The sequence below is a fragment of the Ekhidna algicida genome, assembly GCF_051379705.1.
In the GTDB taxonomy this organism is placed as follows: domain Bacteria; phylum Bacteroidota; class Bacteroidia; order Cytophagales; family Cyclobacteriaceae; genus Ekhidna.
In genome coordinates, this window is the sequence record NZ_CP179868.1 from 62,559 (window position 1) to 85,100 (window position 22,542).

The window sequence follows — 22,542 nt, forward strand, 5'->3', positions numbered from 1 at the left end:
TAACCATGCTTACCTCATTCAAACTGTTTTTCCGTTCAGTCAAAAGGAATAAGTTGTTTTCCTTTATTAATATCCTTGGACTCACTATTGGATTTTTCTCATCTATTCTGATTTACATGTATGTTCAGAACGAGCTGAGTTATGATGATTTCCATGAAAATGGAGATCACATCTACCGGGTGAACCAGACATTCATTTGGGGAGAAGACAATCCAAATTTATTCTCAAGTACGGGACCTGGAGTAGGATATGCCATTTTACAAGAAATTCCAGAGGCAAAAGAAGTTGTACGGGTGCACACACCGGATTTAATGCCTGTGAGGTTCAAGGATGGGAATGAAGAGAAGTTTTTTAATGATGAATATGTTCTAGCAGCTGACTCGAACTTCTTTGAAGTCTTCACTTACCCATTGATCTATGGAGACGCATCTACCGTTCTGGATCAACCAAATACAATGGTATTGTCCGAGAGTGTGGCTAAGCAATTTTTTGGCAATAGTAATCCTCTGGGTCGGATTGTTGATCTAGGAGGTGGGCCGATACGTCAGTCATACAAGGTGACAGGTGTGGTCAAAGAAACTCATGAGAATTCATATATTGATTTCGATATACTTATTTCAATGGGTAGTATCGATCGTGTAAAGCGAAGTGACTGGAGTTGGATGTGGACTACCTTCGAAACATTTATTCTGTTGGACGAGCAAGCAAGTCCTGAGGTTGTACAAAGCAAGTTGAATGAGTTGCCTAAAAAACATGCTATCAAGACCCTTCAGGTTATGGGCTACACGTATGATGAATACATAGCCGCTGGCAAAGAATGGAATCTATACCTTCAGCCATTTACAGATATATACCTTCATTCAAAAGGAATTTATAACAGACTCAACCAAGTTGGTGACGTAACTATCGTAGCAGCTCTAATTGGATCTGCTATTTTCTTACTGATATTATCATGTATCAATTTCATTAATTTAAGCACAGCCCAGTTTACCAATAAAGCTCAGGATGTGGCTTTGCGAAAAGTTCTCGGTGGGAGCAAAATAGCCTTCATTCAGCGCTTCTTTGGAGAATCTTTGGCTTATTGTTTGATTGCAACGATTTTAGCAACAGGAGCTTTAATATATCTATTGCCACATATAAATCAGTCACTTAGCACTGATCTATCTTTCTCTTCAATTGATCAATTTTTCCTTTTCACTTTTGTTATAGGGTTGGTATTAGTAGTCAGTTTCATAGCTGGTTTGTATCCATTTATGTTCTTCAATAGGTTCAAACCTATTTCTGCTATGAAGGGAGAGCTTCGATCCGGTAAGGGAGGCGCTGCTATCAGAAATGGAATGTTGGTAACTCAGTATGTACTGTCATTTTTATTGATTATTTGCACGGTTACCATTTTTAAGCAGCTGAATTTATTCATGACCGCTGACATGGGATTTGAGAAAGATAATTTGCTTACGATTGAAAATGTGCACTGGACAGACTCAAAAGAAGAGTTTGCAAATGAACTCGCTAAGCTAGATGGTGTAGTTGGAACTGCATTGTGCGACGCGGTGCCACTTCAAGTATACAATGGAGATCAATTTGTGCCTGATAAAATAGAAGCAGGTTCATTGCCATTAAACTACGTCCTTGGTGATGAAAATTACATTGATTTATTGGAAATTGAGATGGCAGTGGGAAGGGGATTTGAGAAGTCATTCGCTGATGATATCAATGGCATTATTATTAATGAAACCGCGGCTAGAACAATAGGGTGGGAGGTTGATGAAAGCATCTTAAATAAGAAGGTGACCAATTGGAGCGGCACATATCACATCATCGGTGTAACAAAAGATTTTAATTTCTCATCACTCCATTCACCCATCGAACCATTTGCTATTTTTCATTCGGAATCAAATGCGCAAGCCAATAGACCTCTTACCAGAATATTGCTCAAATCACATTCTACGCAAGCAGACTTTGAAAAGCTGAAAGCTTCCATTGAAAATGAGTGGGGTCAGTTTGTAACAGGCAGGCCATTTGAGCATGTCGTGCTAAATGATTATTTCGAAAGTACATATCGTACTGAACAAAGGTTTGGAAGTGTACTTTCGTTCTTCTCGATTCTAACAATAATTATTGCTTCTTTAGGTCTTTTCGGAATCGTTGTATTCTCTATCGAACAGAAACTAAAAGAGATTGGAGTGAGAAAAGTGTTAGGAGCTTCAATATCAAGTATTGTTATGCTGTTTTCAAAAACCTATGCAAAGCTTTTATTAATCGCATTTGTACTTGCCGCTCCGGCTGCCTATTACTTTATGGAAATATGGCTTTCTGGCTTTGAATATCGTATATATATGGGTCCTGATATATTCATTGTGTCACTGAGTATTCTATTGATCATCTCAATTGTAATCTCAGTATACCAAACCACTAAAGCGTCCTTGATGAATCCAGCGGAAGTTTTGAAAGATGAGTAACTAAATCTTCTTTAGCACTTTTAATGCTTCTTTGATGTGGACGTCAGCCTTGAAATCGGCCCTAAAACTGTGAACAAGCTTTCCTGTTTTATCGAATATGAAGGTGACCCTGCCAGGCAATAGTCCAAACAAGCTTGATGGTACTTTAAAGGCTTTCAGAGCGAGCTTCTTCTGGTCACTTAGTAGCATAAATGGAAGCTTTCGTTTTTCACTTACGGCTTTATGCGATTTGGTACTATCACTGCTTATGCCAATCACTTCAGCTCCTGCCTGCTGAAAATCTTCATAATGATCTCGAAAGCCGCAGGCCTGAGCTGTACAAACACTCGTATTATCCTTTGGGTAGAAGTAAACAACGAGTGGTGAACCTATGTAATCAGAAAGTGAAATCATCTTTCCTTCCTTGTCTTTAAGGCTGATGTCAGGAATCAGCTCTCCCTTATTTAGCATTTTTTTGAAATTGGATGAGAAGAATCGGTAGAACGGTAAGATCAATAATCAAAGCGATGAATAGTGAGAGGCTGACAAATAAGCCCAGATAGTAGGTAGCTCCAAAATTCGAAAAGAGATACAATGAAAATCCGGCACTCATAATTATTGAGGTAATTAACATCGCGCTCCCGGCATGCGTGAAGGTAAATTGCATACGCTTTTTTGGATCAGCTTCTTTGTTTTTTAAGTAATAGCTCATCATGTGAATTGTGTCATCTACAGCAATACCAAAAGCAATGGTGAATATGATGGAAGTTGTCATTTTTAAGGATATTCCAAGCCAACCTAATACACCAGCAACCATGACAAGCGGAATAATGTTTGGAATTAGACTTATGACGAGCAACTTCCAGGATTTGAAATAGATGCCCAGTATCACACCAATGACTAAAATGGCGGTTAATAGACCTTTCAGTAAATTGATTGAAAGCAGTTCATGACTCTTATCAATCAGGTATGTGGTTCCTGTAATTTGATAATTAATGGTTTGACTATCAATGTTCTTTTTGAGATAGCCAAGCAGTTTCTTGTTCCTGATGTCTGCTTCATAGGATCCTAACTCAGGAAAGAAGCCAATCAATCTACCAACCTGACTGTCTTCAGTTACCAGCTTATCTAACCTTTTTGGATCAATTCTATCCTTTAGTCGCAACGTTTGACGATAATCTCGATCGTCCTCCGGATACTTATAATTTTGATTCAATCCTCCGGTGTTCACCATGTTTAGGTACTTAACTATGGTGGCCGGTGACTGAACTTTGACAATGGGATATTCATTGAGTAAGTATTCTTCTATTTTGACAATTTCATCCATTACCTTCTTATCCCAAATCGAAAGAGAAGTGTCGGCTACTTCTACACGAACCTCATAAGGTTTTGAACCTCCCAGATTACTGTCGGCATATTCGAAATCTAATCTTACCTGAGAATCTTCTGGAAGATCATCCAATAGATAGGAGTTGATTTTAAGTTGGCCAATTCCCGGAATAAGCAGGAGGATAATCACAGCTAGTGTGGCTAGCACTGGCCTCTTTTGTTTTATGATAAAGCTTAACCAACTCTGAGGAACTTCTAATATTTTCTGATCTGAGTTATAGGCGGTTATTGAGGCTATTAATAATCCAAAAGTGAATGTGATTACAAAAGCTATTAAAATACCGAGTGCAGCGAATACTCCTAATAATTGGACAGGCTCTGTATTGATCCAAATCAAGCTTAAGAAGCCAATCGCAGTTGTTACAGATGTCAGAAGGGTAGGTGTCCACACAATTTTTAATGCACTTTTTAATCTTTCACCTCGATCAGGATTTTCCGATTTCTTAAGTGCATTCATCAGGTGAACGGCATCTGACATGGAGACGAAAAATAGAATAGGTGGAAGTAGGGAACTAAGTAAGTTTATCTTAAAGCCGAGCATCCCGATAAATCCGAAAAGCCAGACGAGGGAAAGAACGCTGATAAGAAACGGAAGCAGTGCAGATTTAAAATTCCGAAAAATCAAAAGCAATAGTCCGAAGCTCAATATCAATGAACCGATAAGGAATTTCGAAAAATCATTTTGGATGTAAGAAATAAACACACCAGCTGCACTTAATTTTCCTACCAGACGAATGTTTTTGATTTGATATTTTTCAGCCTTGCTCTTGATGCTGTTCAGAAGTCTTTCGCTCCGCTCTTGATCTCCAAAATGTGCGTGATTTAGGTATATACTAATTGCGTCTCCATCTTCACTAAATGCAGATCGGTAAAATGGGTTTCCGAATATCCGAATACTGTCTTGCCTGAGTTGATAGGCAGTTGGTTTCTCAGAATGCATCAAAGGAAAGATGACAATGCCTGTCGGAGTTTTGATTACATGCTGAAGCGATAACGGAGAGTATACATTCTCTACATCCTCAATCTTTGTTAGCTCTCTTTCAAACTGGCTTGCTCTACTTAAAAAGTCTTCATTAAAAAGACCGCCTTTTTCCTCTAATATTATATGCAGGTAATCATTGTCATAGCCAAACTGCTTGGTGTGTTTTGCATAGGCTCTGCTCTCCGGATGATCATTCGGGAAAAACTTTTCAAACTCAAAGTCAAACGACAAGAATTGAAGATTCCAGCCCAAAAAGGCCGTAATCAATACCAATAAACTGGTCATTATCACCTTTCCCTTTAGGGTAATTAACCGCTCGACATATTTATCTAATCGTGAGTTCAGAGTTTCTTCGTTTAAAAGTTAATTTTGTTACCAAACTACGAACAGAATGCAACAATACCTGAACCTAATGAAACATATCCTGGACAATGGTGCCGAAAAGGGTGACCGTACAGGAACAGGAACCAAAAGTGTCTTCGGGTATCAAATGCGTTTTGATCTTAGCGAGGGATTTCCTTGTGTCACAACCAAGAAATTGCACCTTAGATCGATCATTCATGAGTTGCTGTGGTTTTTGCAAGGCGACCAGAATATCAGGTACTTAAAAGAAAATGGGGTTTCCATATGGGATGAATGGGCTGATGAAGATGGAAACCTTGGACCAGTATATGGCGTGCAGTGGAGAAGTTGGGTCACCCCGGACGGAAGAAAGATTGATCAAATCAAGAAATTGATTGACGGGATTAAGAATAATCCAAACAGCCGGAGACATATTGTAAGTGCATGGAATGTGGCAGATGTCGATAATATGGCTTTACCACCATGCCACACACTGTTCCAGTTTTATGTAGCGGAAGGCAAGCTAAGCTGTCAGCTGTATCAGCGAAGCGCAGACGTGTTTTTGGGCGTTCCATTTAACATTGCTTCGTATGCTTTGTTTACAATGATGGTTGCTCAAGTATGTAATTTGGAGCCAGGAGATTTTGTGCACACTTTCGGGGACGCTCATTTGTATTCTAATCACCTTGAACAAACAGAACTACAGCTTTCACGCGAACCAAGAGAACTACCAACGATGAAGATTAATCCAGACGTAAAGGATATTTTCTCGTTTAAGTTCGAAGATTTTGAGTTAGTAAATTATGATCCGCACCCGCACATAAAAGGTGCAGTTGCGGTGTAACATTTTGAAGCACAAAGTAGTCAACTAAGTAGTATAGAAGAGATGGCAGAAAGTAGCGGCATATTTGATATGATTGGACCTGTGATGATAGGTCCTTCAAGCTCGCATACAGCCGGCGTTGTACGAATAGGACGAGTGACGAATAGAATACTTGGCGGAGTTCCTGAAAATGCTGAAATCATCTTCTATAACTCGTTTGCTCGCACTTACGAAGGTCATGGAAGCAACCGGGCAATATTAGCGGGGCTGATGGATTATCATACAGATGATAAGCGAATCAAAGACGCGTTAGCCCTATCTGAAAAAGCTGGTTTAAACTATAAGTTTAAATCGGTAGGAAGTGCTTCAACGGTGCACCCAAACTCCGTGAGAGTGATTGCAAGGAGAGGAGACAAAAGTGTTGAGGTAGTGGGCGAAAGCAGAGGCGGTGGCGTTATCCGGATTAAAGAAGTAAACGGGTTTGATTCAAACTTTACTGCAAGTTTGCATACCCTGATAATAGAAGCAAATGATGTCAAAGGAAGCATCGCATTTTTTACAGAGGTTTTATCTCAGGATGAATGCAACATTGCTACCATGACTGTATCTAGAAAAGGACGAAATGATTTAGCATGTTTGATTCTTGAAATGGACTCAGGCATAGATGAAATAACCTTACAATATTTAAAGAAAAGGAAGTGGGTGCACAAAGTCATCTACATACCAGATATTGATAAATAAACATGAAAACTAAAACAGGACTAATTACCACACTGATATTATTAAGCTTTGCCACTTTTGGACAACAAAAGCGCGTGCTTTCTCTAGAGGAATGCATTGAAGTGGCTATTGAAAATAATCTCAATGTTAAAAGAAGCCAGCTTAACTTGAGGACTTCAGAGGTTAATCTGGAACAGTCAAAAGCAAGCCGATATCCTTCATTGAATGCGAGTGGAAACTACGGGTTTAACTGGGGTCGTGGCATTGACCCAACAACAAACCAATTCATTGATCAAAGAATCAACTTTAACAGTGTTGGAGCATCAACAAATATGCCGTTGATTCAAGGACTTCAGATTACCAATGGGATCAAGCAAGATAAGCTGAGTCTGGAGGCATCCAAAAAAGACTTGGAAAAAGCAGAAAATGACATCTCGCTGAACACAGCTTCATTTTATCTCAACGTTATTTTTAATAAGGAGCTTTCTGAGAATGCAAGGTTCCAGTTAGAGTCAAGCCAGCAGCAACTGGAACGAACCACTATCCTTGTGGAGTCCGGCGCATTGCCATTAGCAAATAAGCTGCAATTGGAAAGTCAGGTGGCCACCAATGAAGTAAATCTGATCAATGCACAGAATAACCTCGATCTTGCACTTCTTTCATTAAAGCAAGCTTTACTACTTCCATCTGAGCAGGAGATAGATGTAGAAATTCCAAATGTCCCAATAGATCAGGCTGAAATTGAGCGATCAAGTATAGCAGAGCTTTATAATCAAGCTGTTGCCAACATGCCAGAAATTCAAGGAGCAGAACTAAGAGTCCAAAGTGCGGATGTAGGTGTGGAAGTGGCTAAAGGAGGAATGTATCCAACCGTAACGCTTTCTGGAAGCATGGACACACGATACTCAGATGCTGCTCAACAGATTGATCCTATTTCCGGCGATTTTGAGACCATCCCATTGTCAACTCAATATGACAATAACTTCAGTAGAGGTCTATCTGCAAACTTAAGAATTCCGATATTCAATGGATTCTCAACGCGAAGTAACATTCAGCGATCCAAGATCTCACTTCAGCAAGCTGAGATTAGTAAAAGGGAGCAAGAAAATACGTTGTATCAGACGATTGAAACATCCTATAGAAATGCTGTTGCGGCCGCAAAGACATTCACCGCTTCTCAAAAACAAGTAGCCTCTCTGGAAGAGACCTTCAGAGCAGTTGAAAATCAATACAATAATGGAGCTGCCAATTTCACGGACTATCAGGTAGCTTCAAACAATCTATTCCAGGCAAGATCTGATTTATCTCGAGCAAAGTTTGACTTTATTTTCAAACAAAAAGTACTTGAATTTTATCAGGGCAAACCATTAACATTCTAAAAAATCCAACCTCATCATTTATATCTAAAATCATGGCTAAGAAGAAGAAAAAATCAAATAAAATATTATACATCCTCGGAGGATTAGTAGTCTTCCTTATACTTTTTGCAATAGTTGGTAAGTCACAAGGATGGGTAGGACAGAAGAAGAAAATTCAAGTTGAGATATCTAAAGCTGAAAAGAATACAATCATTGAGAAAGTAAGCGCATCTGGCCAGGTTCAGCCGGTCGTTGAAGTTTCATTGAGTCCGGAGGTTTCAGGCGAAATTATCGAAATGAAGATAGAGGAAGGTGATAGCGTGAGTAAGGGCGATTTTCTTTTAAGAATACGGCCGGATAACTTTCAGTCTGCCTTTGATCAAGCAGAAGCAGGTTTAAATCAACAGAAAGCGGCACTCGCCCAGGCCAAAGCAGCTCGCGCACGTGCTGCAGCAAATTTCAAAAGGGCTGAGCAGGATTTCAACCGACAGAAGAAACTCTACGAGGAGAAGGTAATTTCTGAGGCAGATTATCAACTGGCAGAGGCTAACTATCAAATCGCAGAGCAAGATTCCGAATCAGCTAAAGAAAGTGTAAATGCAGCAGAATACATCCTGACTAGTGCTCAAGCGAGAGTTGCCGATGCAAGAGAAAATCTAAGGCTTACAACATTAACTGCTCCTATGAGTGGCATCGTTTCGAAACTGCCGGTAGAGCTTGGTGAAACAGTATTAGGTACATCACAATTTCAGGGAACTGAGGTGATGCGAATTGCTGATCTATCTAAGATGGAAGTACAGGTGGATGTAAATGAAAATGATATCATTCGTATCAGTGTGGGAGATACAGCCATTATTGATGTGGATTCATACTCATATAAGGATAAAACATTTAAAGGAGTTGTTACGCATATTGCAAATACAGCCAACGATAAAGTATCGGCTGATGCCGTGACTGAATTTGGTGTGCGAATTCAAATCTTAAATAGCTCTTACCAGGATTTGGTAAAAGAAGAAGGTATCAAGTACCCGTTCAGACCGGGGATGACTGCAAGTGTAGATATCATCACAGAAGTGAAGAAGGATATTCTTACAGTGCCACTTGCTTCAGTGACCACACGATCTGATAAGGATAAGAAAAGAGGCAATGATGAAGATGCATCAGCCAGTGATGAATTGGAAGAGGAAGATGTGAAAGAAGTCGTGTTTGTCATGAGTGAGGGAAAAGCTGTGAAAACAGAAGTAGAAACCGGAATAAGCGACTTTGACAGAATTGAAATCATATCCGGGTTAGAAGAGGGTACAGAAGTTGTATCCGGGCCATTCTTAGCCGTATCCAAGCGCCTGGAAGATGGTGAGGATATCGAGGCTAAAGAAGACCGAAAATCCAAAGGAGAAGAGGACTCAGAATAATCAATCGATAATATAGTATAAAGAACTTCTTAACGACCTCCCCATCTATCCTGACATTATCAGAATGCCATCGGGGAGGTCAGCAAGTTCAAAATTGGTGTCCTTGCCCCATTTCAATAAGCACAAAGATTTCCTTTCTGATGACCTTGACGTGATTGTTTACAAGGTTCAGCCCAAGTCACGACCGATTATCAAAACTTAATTTTTATTCTCAACTCCTTGATTCATATTGTGAGTTCAAAATCTAATAATATGAAACTCACAAACATCTTATCACTGGCAATGGCAATCGTGTTGATTGGTTGCTCAGGTGGAAATTCAGAAATGGAGAATAAGGAATTTAAGATTGACTATGAAAAATTCACGTTAGACAATGGATTGGAAGTAGTCCTTCATGAAGATCACTCAGATCCGATCGTAGCTGTAGCAACACTTATGCATGTCGGCTCAAATCGTGAAAAGCCAGGCAGAACAGGCTTTGCTCATTTCTTCGAGCATATGTCCTTCAACGACTCAGAAAATGTACCCCGAGGAGCCAATAGGAAAATGATTCCTGAATGGGGAGGAAGCAGAAATGGAGGAACCTGGTCGGATGGAACAATCTACTATGAGGTAGTTCCCAAAGATGCGTTTGATAAGATCCTTTGGATTGATTCTGACAGGTTTGGTTATATGATCAATACTGTGACCGAAGACGCCTTAGAGGCTGAGAAGCAAGTTGTAAAAAATGAGAAGCGTCAGCGGGTGGATAATGCACCCTATGGATACACGGATGAAATAATCCGCAAGAACCTATACCCGGAAGGTCATCCGTACAGCTGGACTGTAATAGGCTCACTTCCAGACCTGCAAGCTGCCACTCTGGATGACGTCAAAGAATTCTACGAGCAATACTATGGTGCAGGCAATGCGACATTGGTGATTGCCGGAGACATAGATCCGGTAGAGACCAAGCAAAAAGTAGAGCAATGGTTCGGTGAGATTCGCAAAGGGCCTGAGGTAGAAAAACCTCAACCTATGCCGGTATCATTAAGCGAAACCAAATCGCTTTATTTCGAAGATAATTTCGCCAAGCTTCCAGAGCTTAGAATGGTTTTCCCAACAGTGGAAGATTACAATTCGGATATGTACGCACTTAATGTTCTTGGTCAATTGCTGAGCGGGAGCAAGAAGGCTCCACTGTATCAGGTGATTGTTGAAGAAAAGAAATTGGCGCCTAGTGCGTCTACTTATCAAAGTTCAAATGAAGTGGCTGGTGAATTCGTATTCAGAGTGAGAGCCAATGCAGGAACAGACCTTGATGAGGTAAAGGCAGCTGTGGAAGAAGGACTGGTGCGCTTTGAAACCAATGGAATTGATGCTAAGGATCTTCAGCGCATCAAAGCAGAACTCGAAACCAATCTTTATCAGGGAGTAAGCACTGTTTTAAACAAAGCTTTTCAATTGGTGACTGACAATGAGTTTGGAAGCGATCCAAGCTATATTTCAAAAACAGCAAAACTGACTCAGGCTGTCACAGCGGAAGATGTGATGCGAGTGTTCACCAAGTATATCAAAGGACAGAATTATGTGATGACAAGTGTGGTTCCGGCCGGTCAGTTAGACCTTGCTGTCGAAGGGTCAGAGAAAGCTGAAGTCTACATAGAGGAAATCGTAGCGGATGTTGCTGCTGAAAATACATCGAGGGGTGAGGTTGCTGAATATGAAAAGACGCCATCACAATATGATCGTTCTGAGCCGGATTTTGGGGAACTTCCATTGTTGAAAGCTCCTGAGGTGTGGAACACATACCTGGACAATGGCATACAAGTATTCGGTATTGAAAACAACGAATTACCATTGGTATACTTTGATGTAACACTCAAAGGTGGACACTATCATGACCCCATTGAAAAGTCGGGAACAGCAGTATTGTTGGCAGATTTAATGACCGAGGGGACTCAAACCAAAACACCGGCAGAACTTGAAGAGGCCATCGGACTCTTAGGTGCTTCCATCAATATGAATGCTGGATCTGAGGAGATTACTATCTCCGCATCATGTCTGGCCCGAAACTTTGATGAAACCTTCGCATTGGTTAAGGAGATATTGCTAGAGCCGCGATGGGACGAAAAGGAATTCGATCGACTGAAGTCATCTCTTATCACCAGACTGAAAGGAAGAGAAGCAAGCCCAACGGCTATCGCTTCTACCGTGTACAATAAGCTGCTTTATGGTGAAGATCATATTCTGGGGTATTCCTCTTTGGGAACGTCTGAAACAGTAGAAAGCATCACCTTAGCTGATTTAAAGGATTACTATGAAGCTAATTTTTCTCCATCTGTTGCGAGCTTTCACGCTGCGGGAAGCATAAGTCAGGCTGACGTAATGAAGCAGTTGAACAACCTTGATTGGGAATCTAAAGATGTTCAAATAGCGACGTACTCGCTTCCTGATAACTCAAATGCAGGTAATTTATACTTCATTGATTTTCCTGGAGCTAAACAGTCTGTAATCTATATCGGAAAGCACGCCATATCTGGTATGAATCCTGAGTATAACGAGCTCACATACGCCAATGAGAAATTGGGAGGTGGCTCCAGCGGCCAGTTGTTCCAGACCTTGAGGATTGAAAAAGGGTATACTTATGGAGCCTATGCGTTCATCCCTCAGCGGACAGAAGTGTCTCCGTTTACAGCCACTTCAAGTGTAAGAGCCAATGCTACACTTCCATCATTGGAAATTATGAAGGAAATGCTGGCAAATTATAGCGAAAATTTTAGTGAAGAAGATGTTGAGGTTACTCAAACCAAAGTCCTAAAGGCCAATACCCGAGCATTTGAAAGCCTTGGAGCCAAGCTGAATATGCTACATGAAATCAGCAAGTTTGGCAAGTCAGCAAACTTCATGGAGATAGAGCAGGATGAACTTACTTCCATGCAGCTTGAAGATTACAAAGAAATGATCAATAAGTACTTGAACGAGAGCAAAATGATCTACTTGATAGTTGGCGATGGCGCTACACAATTGGAAGAGGTAAGAAAACTGGGAATGGGTGATCCCATCATCTTAGATATCAATGGCGATCCAATAACTCAATAATTGTGATCAGATAATAGAGATAAAAAAGGCCCGAATTAAGAATTCGGGCCTTTTTTTAGTTTACCTCCATAGCATCTCTTACTGCGTCAGTTATTTCCTGCATTTTGCGCTGAGTAAACCGCCCGGAGGTTGTATACACAATCTTTCCTTCAGGGTCCAATACATAGAAATAGGGAAGATCTTTTCCATCAAAATTTAGCGCGTCCTTGTATTCCTTGAGAGTTCCCTTGTAGAATAACACGTTCGGCTGCATTCGTTTGTCAATGGTCTTCTTAAGCTTATTCATCACCTTTTTATAGGCTGGCCTTTTTGCACCGGTGAACATAGGAATGAAGTAGGTATTCACATCAAAGGAAAAGTCAAAAGGACCCGGATTGGGATTTTTATAGATGAACTGATTGTATACGGGTTCAAACCAACCCTTTAGGTAATCTTCAGCTTTCTTAGAATATGCTAAGCCAATCAAGCTGTATTTATCGCTGATGTCAGCAGGTAAGTTCACGAACTCGTTAGTCAGCGTTTCGGCTTCCATGTCAGGAAAAGTATTGCCTACCTGTCCGACGGAATGGTGACCCACAAATAAGAGTAGCGATAGAGTTGCTAATGATATTGCCTTTTTCATGTATATAGATTTTTAATGCAATTAAACGACTAATGATGAACCAAGAATCTTATTTCTATCATTATTTTTCTAATTTCATGTAATAATCAAAGATAACAACCATGCAAAAGCGTCGAATCAGCTATTTTTTTCTACTTCTGTTCATTGCGATTTCAGCAATGTCTCAGGCCCATAAAGATGCCTATCGTCAAGGTTTACAGGCCATTAAGTTTGAAAAGTATGAAACTGCCATTGAAAAGTTTCAGGAGGCGGTAAAAATCAATCCACAATATGCCGATGCCTGGTACTACCTCGGTAAAACGTACGATTTCCTCAATAAGTATGAAGAAACCATCATAGCGTATCGTAACCTCGAGCAGGTGGATTCTGAATATAACATTGGCATATACTACGATATCGCCAAGTCCTATATCGAGCTGGACAACCTGAGAAGTGCACGTATTTATATCAAACGATATCTGGAAAAAGCTCCGAAAACTCCCAAGTCAGCGAAGCTCATTCACCTGGCTATGAACCGGCTCAATTATGTAGACATTAGCGCAGAATTACGCGCGGAAGCGCCCAACACGTCCGAACCAACACCAATAGCTTCTTTAAATAGTGTATCTGGCGATTATATGCCGCAGGTTAATCCTACAGGAACCAAATTGTACTTCACGAGTGTGCGTAAAGGAGGCTTTGATTATAAAGACGAAAAAAGCGCAGAGCTTGATTTTGGAGAAGACATCTACTATTCCAGTTTAGTTAATGATCAGTGGAGTGCTCCAGAATTACTGCCAAAGCCGATCAACTCCATGTCCAATGATTTTGGATCGGCATTTACAGGCGATGGTCAAAGCATGGTGTTTGTAAGATGCGATGAGAATGGCGCTATAGGAAGCTGTGACCTATACATCACACAGCTAAGTGGAAACACCTGGAGCGTACCGGTAAACATGGGCAATGTCGTAAATACCAAAGACTGGGAAAGTCAGCCTACTATAAACGCTGATGGTAACCGAATCATTTTCACTTCATTACGTCCTGGAGGCTATGGTGCTTCAGACCTGTACATGATCGAAAAGAATCATCTTGGACTTTGGGGAACGCCTCAGAACCTTGGAAGTATAGTCAACACACCACTTAGCGAAAACAGCCCGTTTCTAGCCGCAGACGGTAAGACGCTGTATTTCTCATCTACCGGACATCCGGGCATGGGCGGAGCAGATATCTTTTATACCATTTTTGAAAATGGTAAATGGTCAACGCCGAAGAACCTGGGAAAACCTATCAACTCGAGAGGAAATGACACTAATTTCAGTATTTCAGCAGCTGGAAATGCATATATGGCATCATCAAGAATGGATGAGAATAATTACGATATTTTCAAAGTAGTGCTACCTGATGAGTTGAAGCCAAAACCAACCATTATTGTCCAGGGAGTTGTTTCCAACTCTGAAAATAGTCAGCCATTAAGTGCATTGGTTTTAATTGAAGATTTGAATTCAGGGGAGTTAATAGCCACAAATAAAAGCAACGAAGAAACAGGAGAATACCTTGTTGTGTTACCGGCAGGCCGGGATTATAGTGTTTCTGCAAATGCACGCGGCTTCTTTTTCTATTCACAAAGCTTTGAGTTGCCAAAGGATGCAGCCTATGCGGAGATTGCAAATGATATTCCGCTGGAGCCAATCAAGAAGGGAACGAAAGTGGTTTTGAACAACATCTTTTTTGAAGTTGGTAAAGCTGAATTGAAACCAATTAGTTACGTAGAGTTGAATAAAGCGGTGACACTGATGAAAGAAAATAAAACGATGGTCATTGAAGTAGGTGGGCACACGGATAGTCAGGGAGCAGATGCTAACAACCTCAGTCTTTCACAAAGACGAGCACAGTCTGTGGTAGAATACATGGTTCTGGCAGGAATAGAGCGCGAACGACTGGTTGCTAAAGGCTATGGAGAGACAGTTCCAATCGCTGACAACAATACCAATGAAGGACGAGCCAAAAACCGACGAACTGAGTTTGTAATCGTCGAATTCTAATTGAACAAGACATCCAATAAAAGGTCGATTCAATGCTTGGATCGACCTTTTTTATGGTTCAAAGGGAAACCTAATTTCCGACTCATTGATCTCAATGAAATTGTGTTTGGACATGAGCGTTTCAATCTGAGGAAGGACCTCCTTCATTCGTATCAGCAGTGTTTCCTTGCGGTCCAATCCGTAGATAAAAATCATTCGCTCGGGTACTTCACGACTCACATAGCTCTTGACAAAATCATCGTCTTTGGTGACTATTATATAACCTTTTTGAATCGCTAACCTGCGAAGCTGATCATCGATAATGCGTTGCTTTTGGTTGGCCTTGATTTCATTTACGTGCGCCACATTGAGACCGGCAGACCTAAATAGGTCGGCTAAATCAGGTGTCAGATTTTCATCGATTATGTAGGTATACAAAACAGCACAGGAGTTAGCGTGAAATATACCCCGAATCAAAAGCGCAGTATTCGGGTAAACAATTATACATTACCATTTTAGATCTAGTCATCTTTTTAACCACCAATTAAAACTAACCAAAATGAAACCGAATTTTCGACTTTTAATGACTTTGGGAATATTTGCTTCCCTCTCGATATTTATAAATTGTGGAAGCGATGAAAGCGATCCGGCAATTAATATAAGTGTCACTACCACCAATGCATCTAATATCACTTTTTCTTCAGCACAGATAGGTGGGTTTATTGATGGAGAAGGTGCTATCGCTGCCGGTGTTGTAGTTAGCACCTCAGGTACTCCGACTGTGGAAACAGGTACCTCAACTTCTTCATTTACGACTACCGGATCATTTACTGTCACAGTAACTGGTCTAACACAGCTTACAACTTATTTTGCCAGAGCTTATGCAGTCACAGAAGATGGGATCGCATATGGGGCTACAGTTAGCTTCTCCACCGAAATACAAGATTCAACTGCACCAACCTTGATTTCTGTTAGCCCAAGCGGGACCAATACACCTCTGCCCGTGGATGGAGAGATCGTACTCACTTTCAGTGAGCCGATGGATTTGACATCCTTCAGAACTCCATCACAGAGTAGTGACAACAATATCTATCTCAGCGGTGGTCTATACGGTGGTGATGTACCTTTTACACTTTCAGCAGATGGAAATACAATCATAATTACCCCGAATCAAGATTTGGATGGAGGAGAGCTACTTTACAGCTATGGCCTGTTTGCTGATGACATAACTGATTTGGCAGGGAATGGACTGGCAACTGACTTTGGAAGTGAATCAGGTTCGTTTGTCACAGAAAATACCGCCTTAACCATAACGAGTATTTCTCCTGCGGCTGATGAAACGAATGTGGCATTAGATGCAAGTATAGTTGTGACGTTTTCGCAAACACTGGATCCAAATTTCGTAAATACCGGAGCATTTACATTAAGCTCGGTTTCTGGCTCCACAAGTGGGAGTGTGGTTGTTTCAGGCAACACGGTAACATTCACACCGAGTGCTGAATTAAACGATTTTATGACAAGCTACAATTTCTACGTTGAGGGATATGGAAGTTTACAGATTCGTGATATTAACGGAAATTATTTCCCTGATCAAGAGTCCATTTCATTCAGAACAGAAGCCTTTTCTACCAACTACTATTATGAGTTTGATGGGAATTATGGATATGCAAATGATAATTTAGATATAACCTATAATGGAGGTACATCTTACACAATTAATGTTTCTTCCGGCTCAGGATATGAGTCTATGCAATGGAGAGTGGTGAAAACCACCTATGGAGGTGAAGATGTATATGCCTTTACCAATAAGGTAATCGACAACAATGGACAGGAGCGATTTATAGAAGCAGCTGCACCTGACGATGGAAATAAGATTCTTATTTCAGGCAGGCCATCTACTACGACTTGGTACACCGGACAGCTCTGGAAGGTGGAGCCAAGTAATAATAACAGCAATGGTTTTCTGTTAAAAGCGGTTGTTCCTAATGCATACTTAAGTAGTATAGATTTGGATATTAACGTTAATATAGGATCAGGCATACCATATGAGCATGAATGGCTCGTAACTAGACGTTCTGCCTATTAATATTCGTGTCAGTTAACATAAAAGCCCTTAACAGGGCTTTTTTTTTGTTCAAAATTCGTTTTTCAATACGCTATAAAGCTCATCTACAGGCAGGCCAACCACATTGTAATATGATCCCTTGATCCACTCAACACCGATAAGTCCAATCCAATCCTGAATGCCATAGCTGCCAGCCTTATCTAATGGAGGTTCTGTGTTGATGTAATGATTGATTTCATCTTCATCCAGCTCTCTGAATTTTACCTCAGTGATGTTGGAGAAAGAAACCTGCTTTTGCTCATCACTTATGCAGACACCGGATATTACCTGATGAATTTTCCCCGATAGCAGCGACAACACGCTTCTGGCTTCAGTTTCATTTGTTGGCTTACCCAGAATACGATCGTTAAAAATCACAACAGTGTCCGAAGTAACGATGGTGCCATGTTCAAAAGCTTCCCGGTGAGCTTTGTTCTTTTCGATAGCGAGGTATTCTGCAACCTTCATTACGTCCATCTCTTCATCAAAAGTCTCTTCGAAATCGATTGTCTTAACCACAAACTCAAATCCAGCAGCTTTCATCAGCTGTTTTCTTCGCGGAGATTTAGAGGCTAGAATGAGGTTACTGAAATGCTTCATCAAAAAATGAATTGAATTCGTCTTCTTTTATCGACCCAAAAAGAAATCCGCAAATAACCTTAGGGTAGAAATAAGTACTTTTTTGAGGTAATGTATAACCACTGTAGCACACTTCTTTGACCGTATCGATGGAGATTTCTTTTGTGATAATTGCACACTGACTTTCTCCGCTAACTACAGAAGTTAAACATTTGGTGAAATTGCGCTCGAAGGTGAGGTTCTTACTTCCACGTTGGTCCTTGCCCGCTATTCCCATGCATTTTTCAAAAATAAAGTAATGCATCACTGTAAGATCCAGCTCTTTGATCGCCTGCGGAAAATCCCAGGTGATTTCGTCTATCATCTCGGGCTTTAATCGGACTTTGTATGCTTCATTTCCAATTAACAGACCAAATGCCCATTTCTTTCCTAAAATCACCTCATTCACTTCCGGTGCTTCTGCAATGGGTTTGATGAAGAAATAGTTATCCAGCTTTTCAAGCAATTCGGTCTTTGAGAAGGATTCCAGTCCGCTCACCATCCGATGCGTTGGGAGAATTCTCAGGTCATCCGATTCTGTATTGGTGAAATACATCAGGTGATAATTGTAACCTTCATTGCCCGTGTGATCGGGATTGTTTTTGGCCCGCTCTTTCTGATAAAGAAGAGAACCTTCGTATCGATGGTGGCCATCCGCCAGAATGATTTGCTTATCCGCAATTAGCTCCATGATTCGACGGATAATTTTCACATCATGAATCACGCTGAATACATCTCGAACACCCTGATAATCTTCAGTTTCATACAATGGCTCCAACATGGCATCATCCATGTATTTTTCAATCTCATGCGTGGTGTCTGTATACAGTCCATGCGTTGGGCTCACATTCAATTGTGTATGATCAAGAATGGACATCCGATCATTGACTGAGTAGGGCATGGTATTCTCGTGTCTCAACAAAACTTTTTCATCCCAGTCGTATACATGAAGGTTCGCGATGAAACCCTTTCTTATTCGTTCTTTTTCTGATCCAGGCAGGGTGAAATACTGATAATGGATATAAATAGCAGGCAGTTCATCTTGCTTGATTATACCATCATTTTTCCACTGAATGAGTCTTCTGGCTGCTCCGACAATAGAATCATTGCCTCTGGGCACAGACAGGTGAATGCTGTTGAATTCCTCCTTGTAAAGTGCTTCACGCTGACTTTCTGAAACAACATCAAACAATGGAGATACCAGCTTGTCAATGTCCTTTAGCAAGGACGAATTGTATCTCCAGGCACGCAAGGGTTTTATTTCTGCCATCTAGCTTTTCATTCGATCTTTCCACCGGCTTCTCTGGTCTGAGACTGATTGGGAAGTAATAGGTTTGCTGGTGTTCGCCCGTATTTCATTGGCGATCACAGCTGCTATTTCGGATACCTCAGCTGGTACTTCTTTTTTTAACACATCAGGACTAAAATGAGATTCCACAAACTTAGTCGTGAACGAACCATCAATAAATTCTTTGTGTGTAAGTACAAAGTCACAAAATGGAAGGGTGGTTTTCACACCGGTTATCTGATACTCCTCGATGGCTCGTCTCATCCGATCGATCGCTTCGCCACGATCTTTCCCGTATGTAATCAGTTTGGCAATCATCGGATCATAGAAGATTGATACTTCCTGTCCTTGCTCATATCCATCGTCTACACGTACACCGGCACCTTGAGGTCTGATATAGGTTGAAAGTTTTCCGGTATCCGGCAGGAAGTTGTTTTCAGGGTCTTCTGCGTACACCCGAACCTCAAGGCTGTGACCATTAATGGCGAGATCATCTTGGGTAAAACTCAATTTTTCTTTATTCGCAATTTTGATTTGCTCTTTCACAAGATCTACTCCTGTGATTAGTTCCGTAACCGGATGCTCCACCTGGAGGCGTGTATTCATTTCCAGGAAGTAGAAATCCAGGTTTTCGTCGGCAATAAACTCAACCGTACCCGCGCCAAAATAGCTGCATGATTTAGCCACATTAACGGCGGCTTCACCAATCTCTTTTCTTCTTTCGGGAGTTAGAAGTGCAGAGGGAGCTTCCTCGATCACCTTCTGATGCCTTCGCTGGATACTGCACTCACGTTCAAACAAGTGGATGATATTTCCATGCTGATCCCCAAGCACCTGAACTTCAATGTGTTTAGGAGAGGAGATGAATTTTTCAATGAAGACTTCATCATTGCCAAAGGAGTTTCGGGCCTCACTCATCGCGCGATCCATTTGTTCTTCAAAGTCCTTGGGATCGGTAACGATTCTCATCCCTTTTCCGCCACCACCTGCGCTGGCTTTTATCATTACCGGATAGCCAATGTCATTGGCCACTTTTTTGGCTTTGGCTACATCACTGATGGGCTCGTCCATGCCCGGTACTAGTGGGACATTAAATTTCTGAACCGTTTGTTTGGATGTGAGCTTATCTCCCATCACACGAATGGCTTCAGGAGATGGCCCGATAAAAATCAACCCTTCCTTTTCAACACGCTCGGCAAATGATGCATTTTCTGAGAGAAATCCATACCCCGGATGTATGGCATCTGCCCCTGTTTTTTTACAAGCGTCAATTATTTTGTCCTGAACCAGATAAGATTCTGATGCAGCTGCAGGACCAATATTCACCGCTTCATCCGCATATGATGCATGAGGAAGCAACTTATCCGCTTCACTATATACAGCTACTGTCTTGATTCCCAGCTCTTTGGCTGATCTCATCACACGTATGGCGATTTCGCCTCTATTGGCGACTAATATTTTCTTTATAGACATAATTCAATCGTTAGCGCAAGTTTATTGAAAAGGCGACATTCATTATATGTGTATTCCTGCTAAATTTGCAACTTGTTTGAAAATAAGGAGAACACAAGTAAATGGATTTATTCGAGAAACTACTCAGTGATAAGGGAGCGTTAGGTCAATACTCCTTTCTGGATCAGGATTTAAATTATTATTTCTTCCCAAAGCTTGAAGGCGAAATTCAACCTCGCATGACATTCAAGGGAAAAGAAGTGCTGGCCTGGAGTTTAAATAATTACCTGGGACTGGCCAATCATCCGGACATTAGAAAGGCTGATACAGAAGCCACAGAGCGATGGGGCTTGGGCTATCCGATGGGAGCTCGAATGATGACCGGTAACTCGGATCACCACGATCAATTGGAGCAAGAATTGGCAGAGTATGTAAGCAAGCCTGCGGGGATGCTTCTAAACTACGGTTATCAGGGAATTATGTCTGTAATCGATGCGCTGGTAGATAGAAAGGATGTAGTGGTATATGATGCGGAGTGTCATGCATGCATCATTGATGCCTTAAGAATGCACCTGGGCAAGCGATTTGTATTTCCTCACAATGACATTGAAAATTGCGAAAAGCAGTTGAAAAGAGCTGAGAAGCTAGCTGCAGAGCAAGGTGGTGGTGTGCTTGTGATTACAGAGGGTGTTTTCGGTATGAGCGGGAATACGGGCAAACTAGATAAAATAGTAGCCCTAAAAGACAAATTTGATTTCAGACTTTTGGTAGATGATGCACATGGTTTTGGTACGATGGGCAAGACAGGAGCGGGGACAGGTGAGCACTACGATTGTCAGGACGGAATAGATATCTATTTTTCCACTTTTGCTAAGTCTATGGCAAGCATTGGCGCCTTTATAGCAGGAGAAAAGAATATCATTGATCACTTAAGATATAAAGTAAGGTCTCAGATCTTCGCAAAGTCACTTCCTATGCCATTGGTTATAGGAGGTTTGAAGCGACTGGATATGTTGAGAACCATGCCGGAGCTTAGAGAAAAGCTATGGACCATAGTGGATGCACTACAGAATGGCTTCAAAGAGCGAGGGTTTAATATTGGCAGTACAGATTCCCCTGTGACACCAGTTGTGATGAATGGAGATGTAATGGAAGCATGTAATATGGTGGTGGACCTAAGAGAGAATTTTCACATATTCTGTTCGATGATTGTCTATCCGGTAATTCCGAAAGGGATGGTGATTTTACGAATTATTCCAACAGCGATGCATACACTAGAAGATGTAGAAGAGACATTGAAAGCTTTTGAAGCAATAAAAGAGAAACTAGATAACGGAGTATATAAAGAAGCGGGAGTAGAAGGAGCCATGTTGGCAAAATCTTAATATTTCTTTCATTTAAACTGTGTTATTTACGATTTTGGGCTATATTGCCCTCAACTTTAAAATTTATCGATAACCTTAATTACCTCATAACATGAAAAGATTTGAACAACTAAAGTCAATGGTTGAATCACTAGAAGCTGATTTCGAAAAATTCTACGATAAAAAGAACAATGCCGCCGGTACTCGAGTAAGAAAAGGTATGCAGGATATGAAAAATCTTGCTCAGGAAATCAGACTTGAAGTTCAGGACATCAAGAACAAAGGATAATCGATTATTAATCGAACCGATAAAGAAATTAGGGAGCCAAATGGCTCCCTTTTTTTATGCCCTTGATTTCTTATTCGCTTTAGCGACCCAATTCCCTATGAGGCATTGATTTTTAAACTACTGTTAATCAATCGCTTATATCACTTACTCAAGCCTATATTTTTCACTTGCTGCTAAAACCGATAAACCGATCAGGTTCGTTTTTGAAGCGGACTTCATCATTTTTGAAACGGACTTGATCTTATTCGCTTTCAATG

Annotated in this window: 17 protein-coding genes; 10 read left to right on the plus strand and 7 right to left on the minus strand. The window is 41.0% G+C overall.

Annotated elements, in window-relative coordinates:
- Window positions 1-5 precede the first annotated feature (5 nt).
- Window positions 6-2,459 (plus strand): ABC transporter permease, encoded by a 2,454-nt coding sequence (locus ACL8WY_RS00095; protein ID WP_436516189.1) that lies wholly within the window; start codon window positions 6-8, stop codon window positions 2,457-2,459.
- Here the strand turns inward: ACL8WY_RS00095 and ACL8WY_RS00100 are convergent, their stop codons facing one another.
- Together ACL8WY_RS00100 and ACL8WY_RS00105 are read right to left on the minus strand one after the other, a co-directional pair.
- On the minus strand, window positions 2,460-2,909 hold the full coding sequence (locus ACL8WY_RS00100) for a peroxiredoxin (RefSeq protein WP_436516190.1): 450 nt from the start codon (window positions 2,907-2,909) through the stop codon (window positions 2,460-2,462).
- Window positions 2,899-5,094, minus strand: coding sequence for an efflux RND transporter permease subunit (locus ACL8WY_RS00105; RefSeq protein WP_436516191.1), 2,196 nt, complete (start codon window positions 5,092-5,094; stop codon window positions 2,899-2,901). Before ACL8WY_RS00105 ends, ACL8WY_RS00100 begins: the two co-directional genes overlap by 11 nt.
- 106 nt (window positions 5,095-5,200) lie before the next feature.
- On the opposite strand from ACL8WY_RS00105, the gene ACL8WY_RS00110 reads away from it, so the two are divergent.
- The 5 genes from ACL8WY_RS00110 to ACL8WY_RS00130 all read left to right on the plus strand — a co-directional run bounded on the left by ACL8WY_RS00110 (window position 5,201) and on the right by ACL8WY_RS00130 (window position 12,545).
- The gene (locus tag ACL8WY_RS00110) at window positions 5,201-5,995 is read left to right on the plus strand and encodes a thymidylate synthase (protein WP_436516192.1); all 795 of its coding nucleotides are present in this window, start codon (window positions 5,201-5,203) and stop codon (window positions 5,993-5,995) included.
- Between the two features lie 42 nt (window positions 5,996-6,037).
- A complete protein-coding gene (sdaAB, locus tag ACL8WY_RS00115) occupies window positions 6,038-6,715 on the plus strand; it encodes an L-serine ammonia-lyase, iron-sulfur-dependent subunit beta (RefSeq protein ID WP_436516193.1) in 678 nt (225 codons plus the stop codon).
- Window positions 6,716-6,717: 2 nt separating this feature from the next.
- Window positions 6,718-8,073 carry a TolC family protein gene (locus tag ACL8WY_RS00120; protein ID WP_436516194.1) on the plus strand — a complete coding sequence of 452 codons (1,356 nt, stop codon included), beginning with the start codon at window positions 6,718-6,720 and terminating at the stop codon, window positions 8,071-8,073.
- A 32-nt stretch (window positions 8,074-8,105) separates the two neighbouring features.
- Entirely contained in the window at window positions 8,106-9,464 is a 1,359-nt protein-coding gene (locus tag ACL8WY_RS00125; RefSeq protein WP_436516195.1) for an efflux RND transporter periplasmic adaptor subunit, read from the plus strand.
- Window positions 9,465-9,716: 252 nt separating this feature from the next.
- Window positions 9,717-12,545 carry a M16 family metallopeptidase gene (locus tag ACL8WY_RS00130; RefSeq protein ID WP_436516196.1) on the plus strand — a complete coding sequence of 943 codons (2,829 nt, stop codon included), beginning with the start codon at window positions 9,717-9,719 and terminating at the stop codon, window positions 12,543-12,545.
- Window positions 12,546-12,600: 55 nt separating this feature from the next.
- On the opposite strand, the gene ACL8WY_RS00135 is transcribed toward ACL8WY_RS00130, so the two are convergent.
- Window positions 12,601-13,167, minus strand: a complete 567-nt coding sequence (locus tag ACL8WY_RS00135) for a hypothetical protein (RefSeq protein ID WP_436516197.1) — start codon at window positions 13,165-13,167, stop codon at window positions 12,601-12,603.
- 101 nt (window positions 13,168-13,268) lie between these two features.
- Between ACL8WY_RS00135 and ACL8WY_RS00140 the strand changes: the two genes are divergently transcribed.
- A complete protein-coding gene (locus ACL8WY_RS00140) occupies window positions 13,269-15,191 on the plus strand; it encodes an OmpA family protein (RefSeq protein ID WP_436516198.1) in 1,923 nt (640 codons plus the stop codon).
- Between the two features lie 51 nt (window positions 15,192-15,242).
- On the opposite strand, the gene ACL8WY_RS00145 is transcribed toward ACL8WY_RS00140, so the two are convergent.
- Window positions 15,243-15,608 (minus strand): DUF5615 family PIN-like protein, encoded by a 366-nt coding sequence (locus ACL8WY_RS00145; RefSeq protein WP_436516199.1) that lies wholly within the window; start codon window positions 15,606-15,608, stop codon window positions 15,243-15,245.
- A 121-nt stretch (window positions 15,609-15,729) separates the two neighbouring features.
- Between ACL8WY_RS00145 and ACL8WY_RS00150 the strand changes: the two genes are divergently transcribed.
- Entirely contained in the window at window positions 15,730-17,256 is a 1,527-nt protein-coding gene (locus tag ACL8WY_RS00150) for an Ig-like domain-containing protein (RefSeq protein ID WP_436516200.1), read from the plus strand.
- Between the two features lie 48 nt (window positions 17,257-17,304).
- On the opposite strand, the gene ACL8WY_RS00155 is transcribed toward ACL8WY_RS00150, so the two are convergent.
- From ACL8WY_RS00155 to accC, 3 genes are read right to left on the minus strand one after another with little or no spacing between them, the layout of a single operon-like run.
- A complete protein-coding gene (locus ACL8WY_RS00155; RefSeq protein WP_436516202.1) occupies window positions 17,305-17,874 on the minus strand; it encodes a Maf family protein in 570 nt (189 codons plus the stop codon).
- Window positions 17,858-19,162: a DUF1015 domain-containing protein gene (locus tag ACL8WY_RS00160; protein ID WP_436516204.1), complete on the minus strand. Its 1,305-nt coding sequence runs from the start codon at window positions 19,160-19,162 to the stop codon at window positions 17,858-17,860. The genes ACL8WY_RS00155 and ACL8WY_RS00160 overlap by 17 nt, the downstream gene beginning before the upstream one ends.
- Window positions 19,163-20,656: an acetyl-CoA carboxylase biotin carboxylase subunit gene (gene accC, locus ACL8WY_RS00165; protein WP_436518078.1), complete on the minus strand. Its 1,494-nt coding sequence runs from the start codon at window positions 20,654-20,656 to the stop codon at window positions 19,163-19,165.
- Window positions 20,657-20,754: 98 nt separating this feature from the next.
- Between accC and ACL8WY_RS00170 the strand changes: the two genes are divergently transcribed.
- Both ACL8WY_RS00170 and ACL8WY_RS00175 read left to right on the plus strand, forming a co-directional pair.
- Complete coding sequence (locus tag ACL8WY_RS00170; RefSeq protein WP_436516205.1) at window positions 20,755-22,017, plus strand: aminotransferase class I/II-fold pyridoxal phosphate-dependent enzyme; 1,263 nt, start codon at window positions 20,755-20,757, stop codon at window positions 22,015-22,017.
- A gap of 91 nt (window positions 22,018-22,108) precedes the next feature.
- On the plus strand, window positions 22,109-22,285 hold the full coding sequence (locus ACL8WY_RS00175; protein ID WP_350218310.1) for a histone H1: 177 nt from the start codon (window positions 22,109-22,111) through the stop codon (window positions 22,283-22,285).
- Window positions 22,286-22,542: the final 257 nt, after the last annotated feature.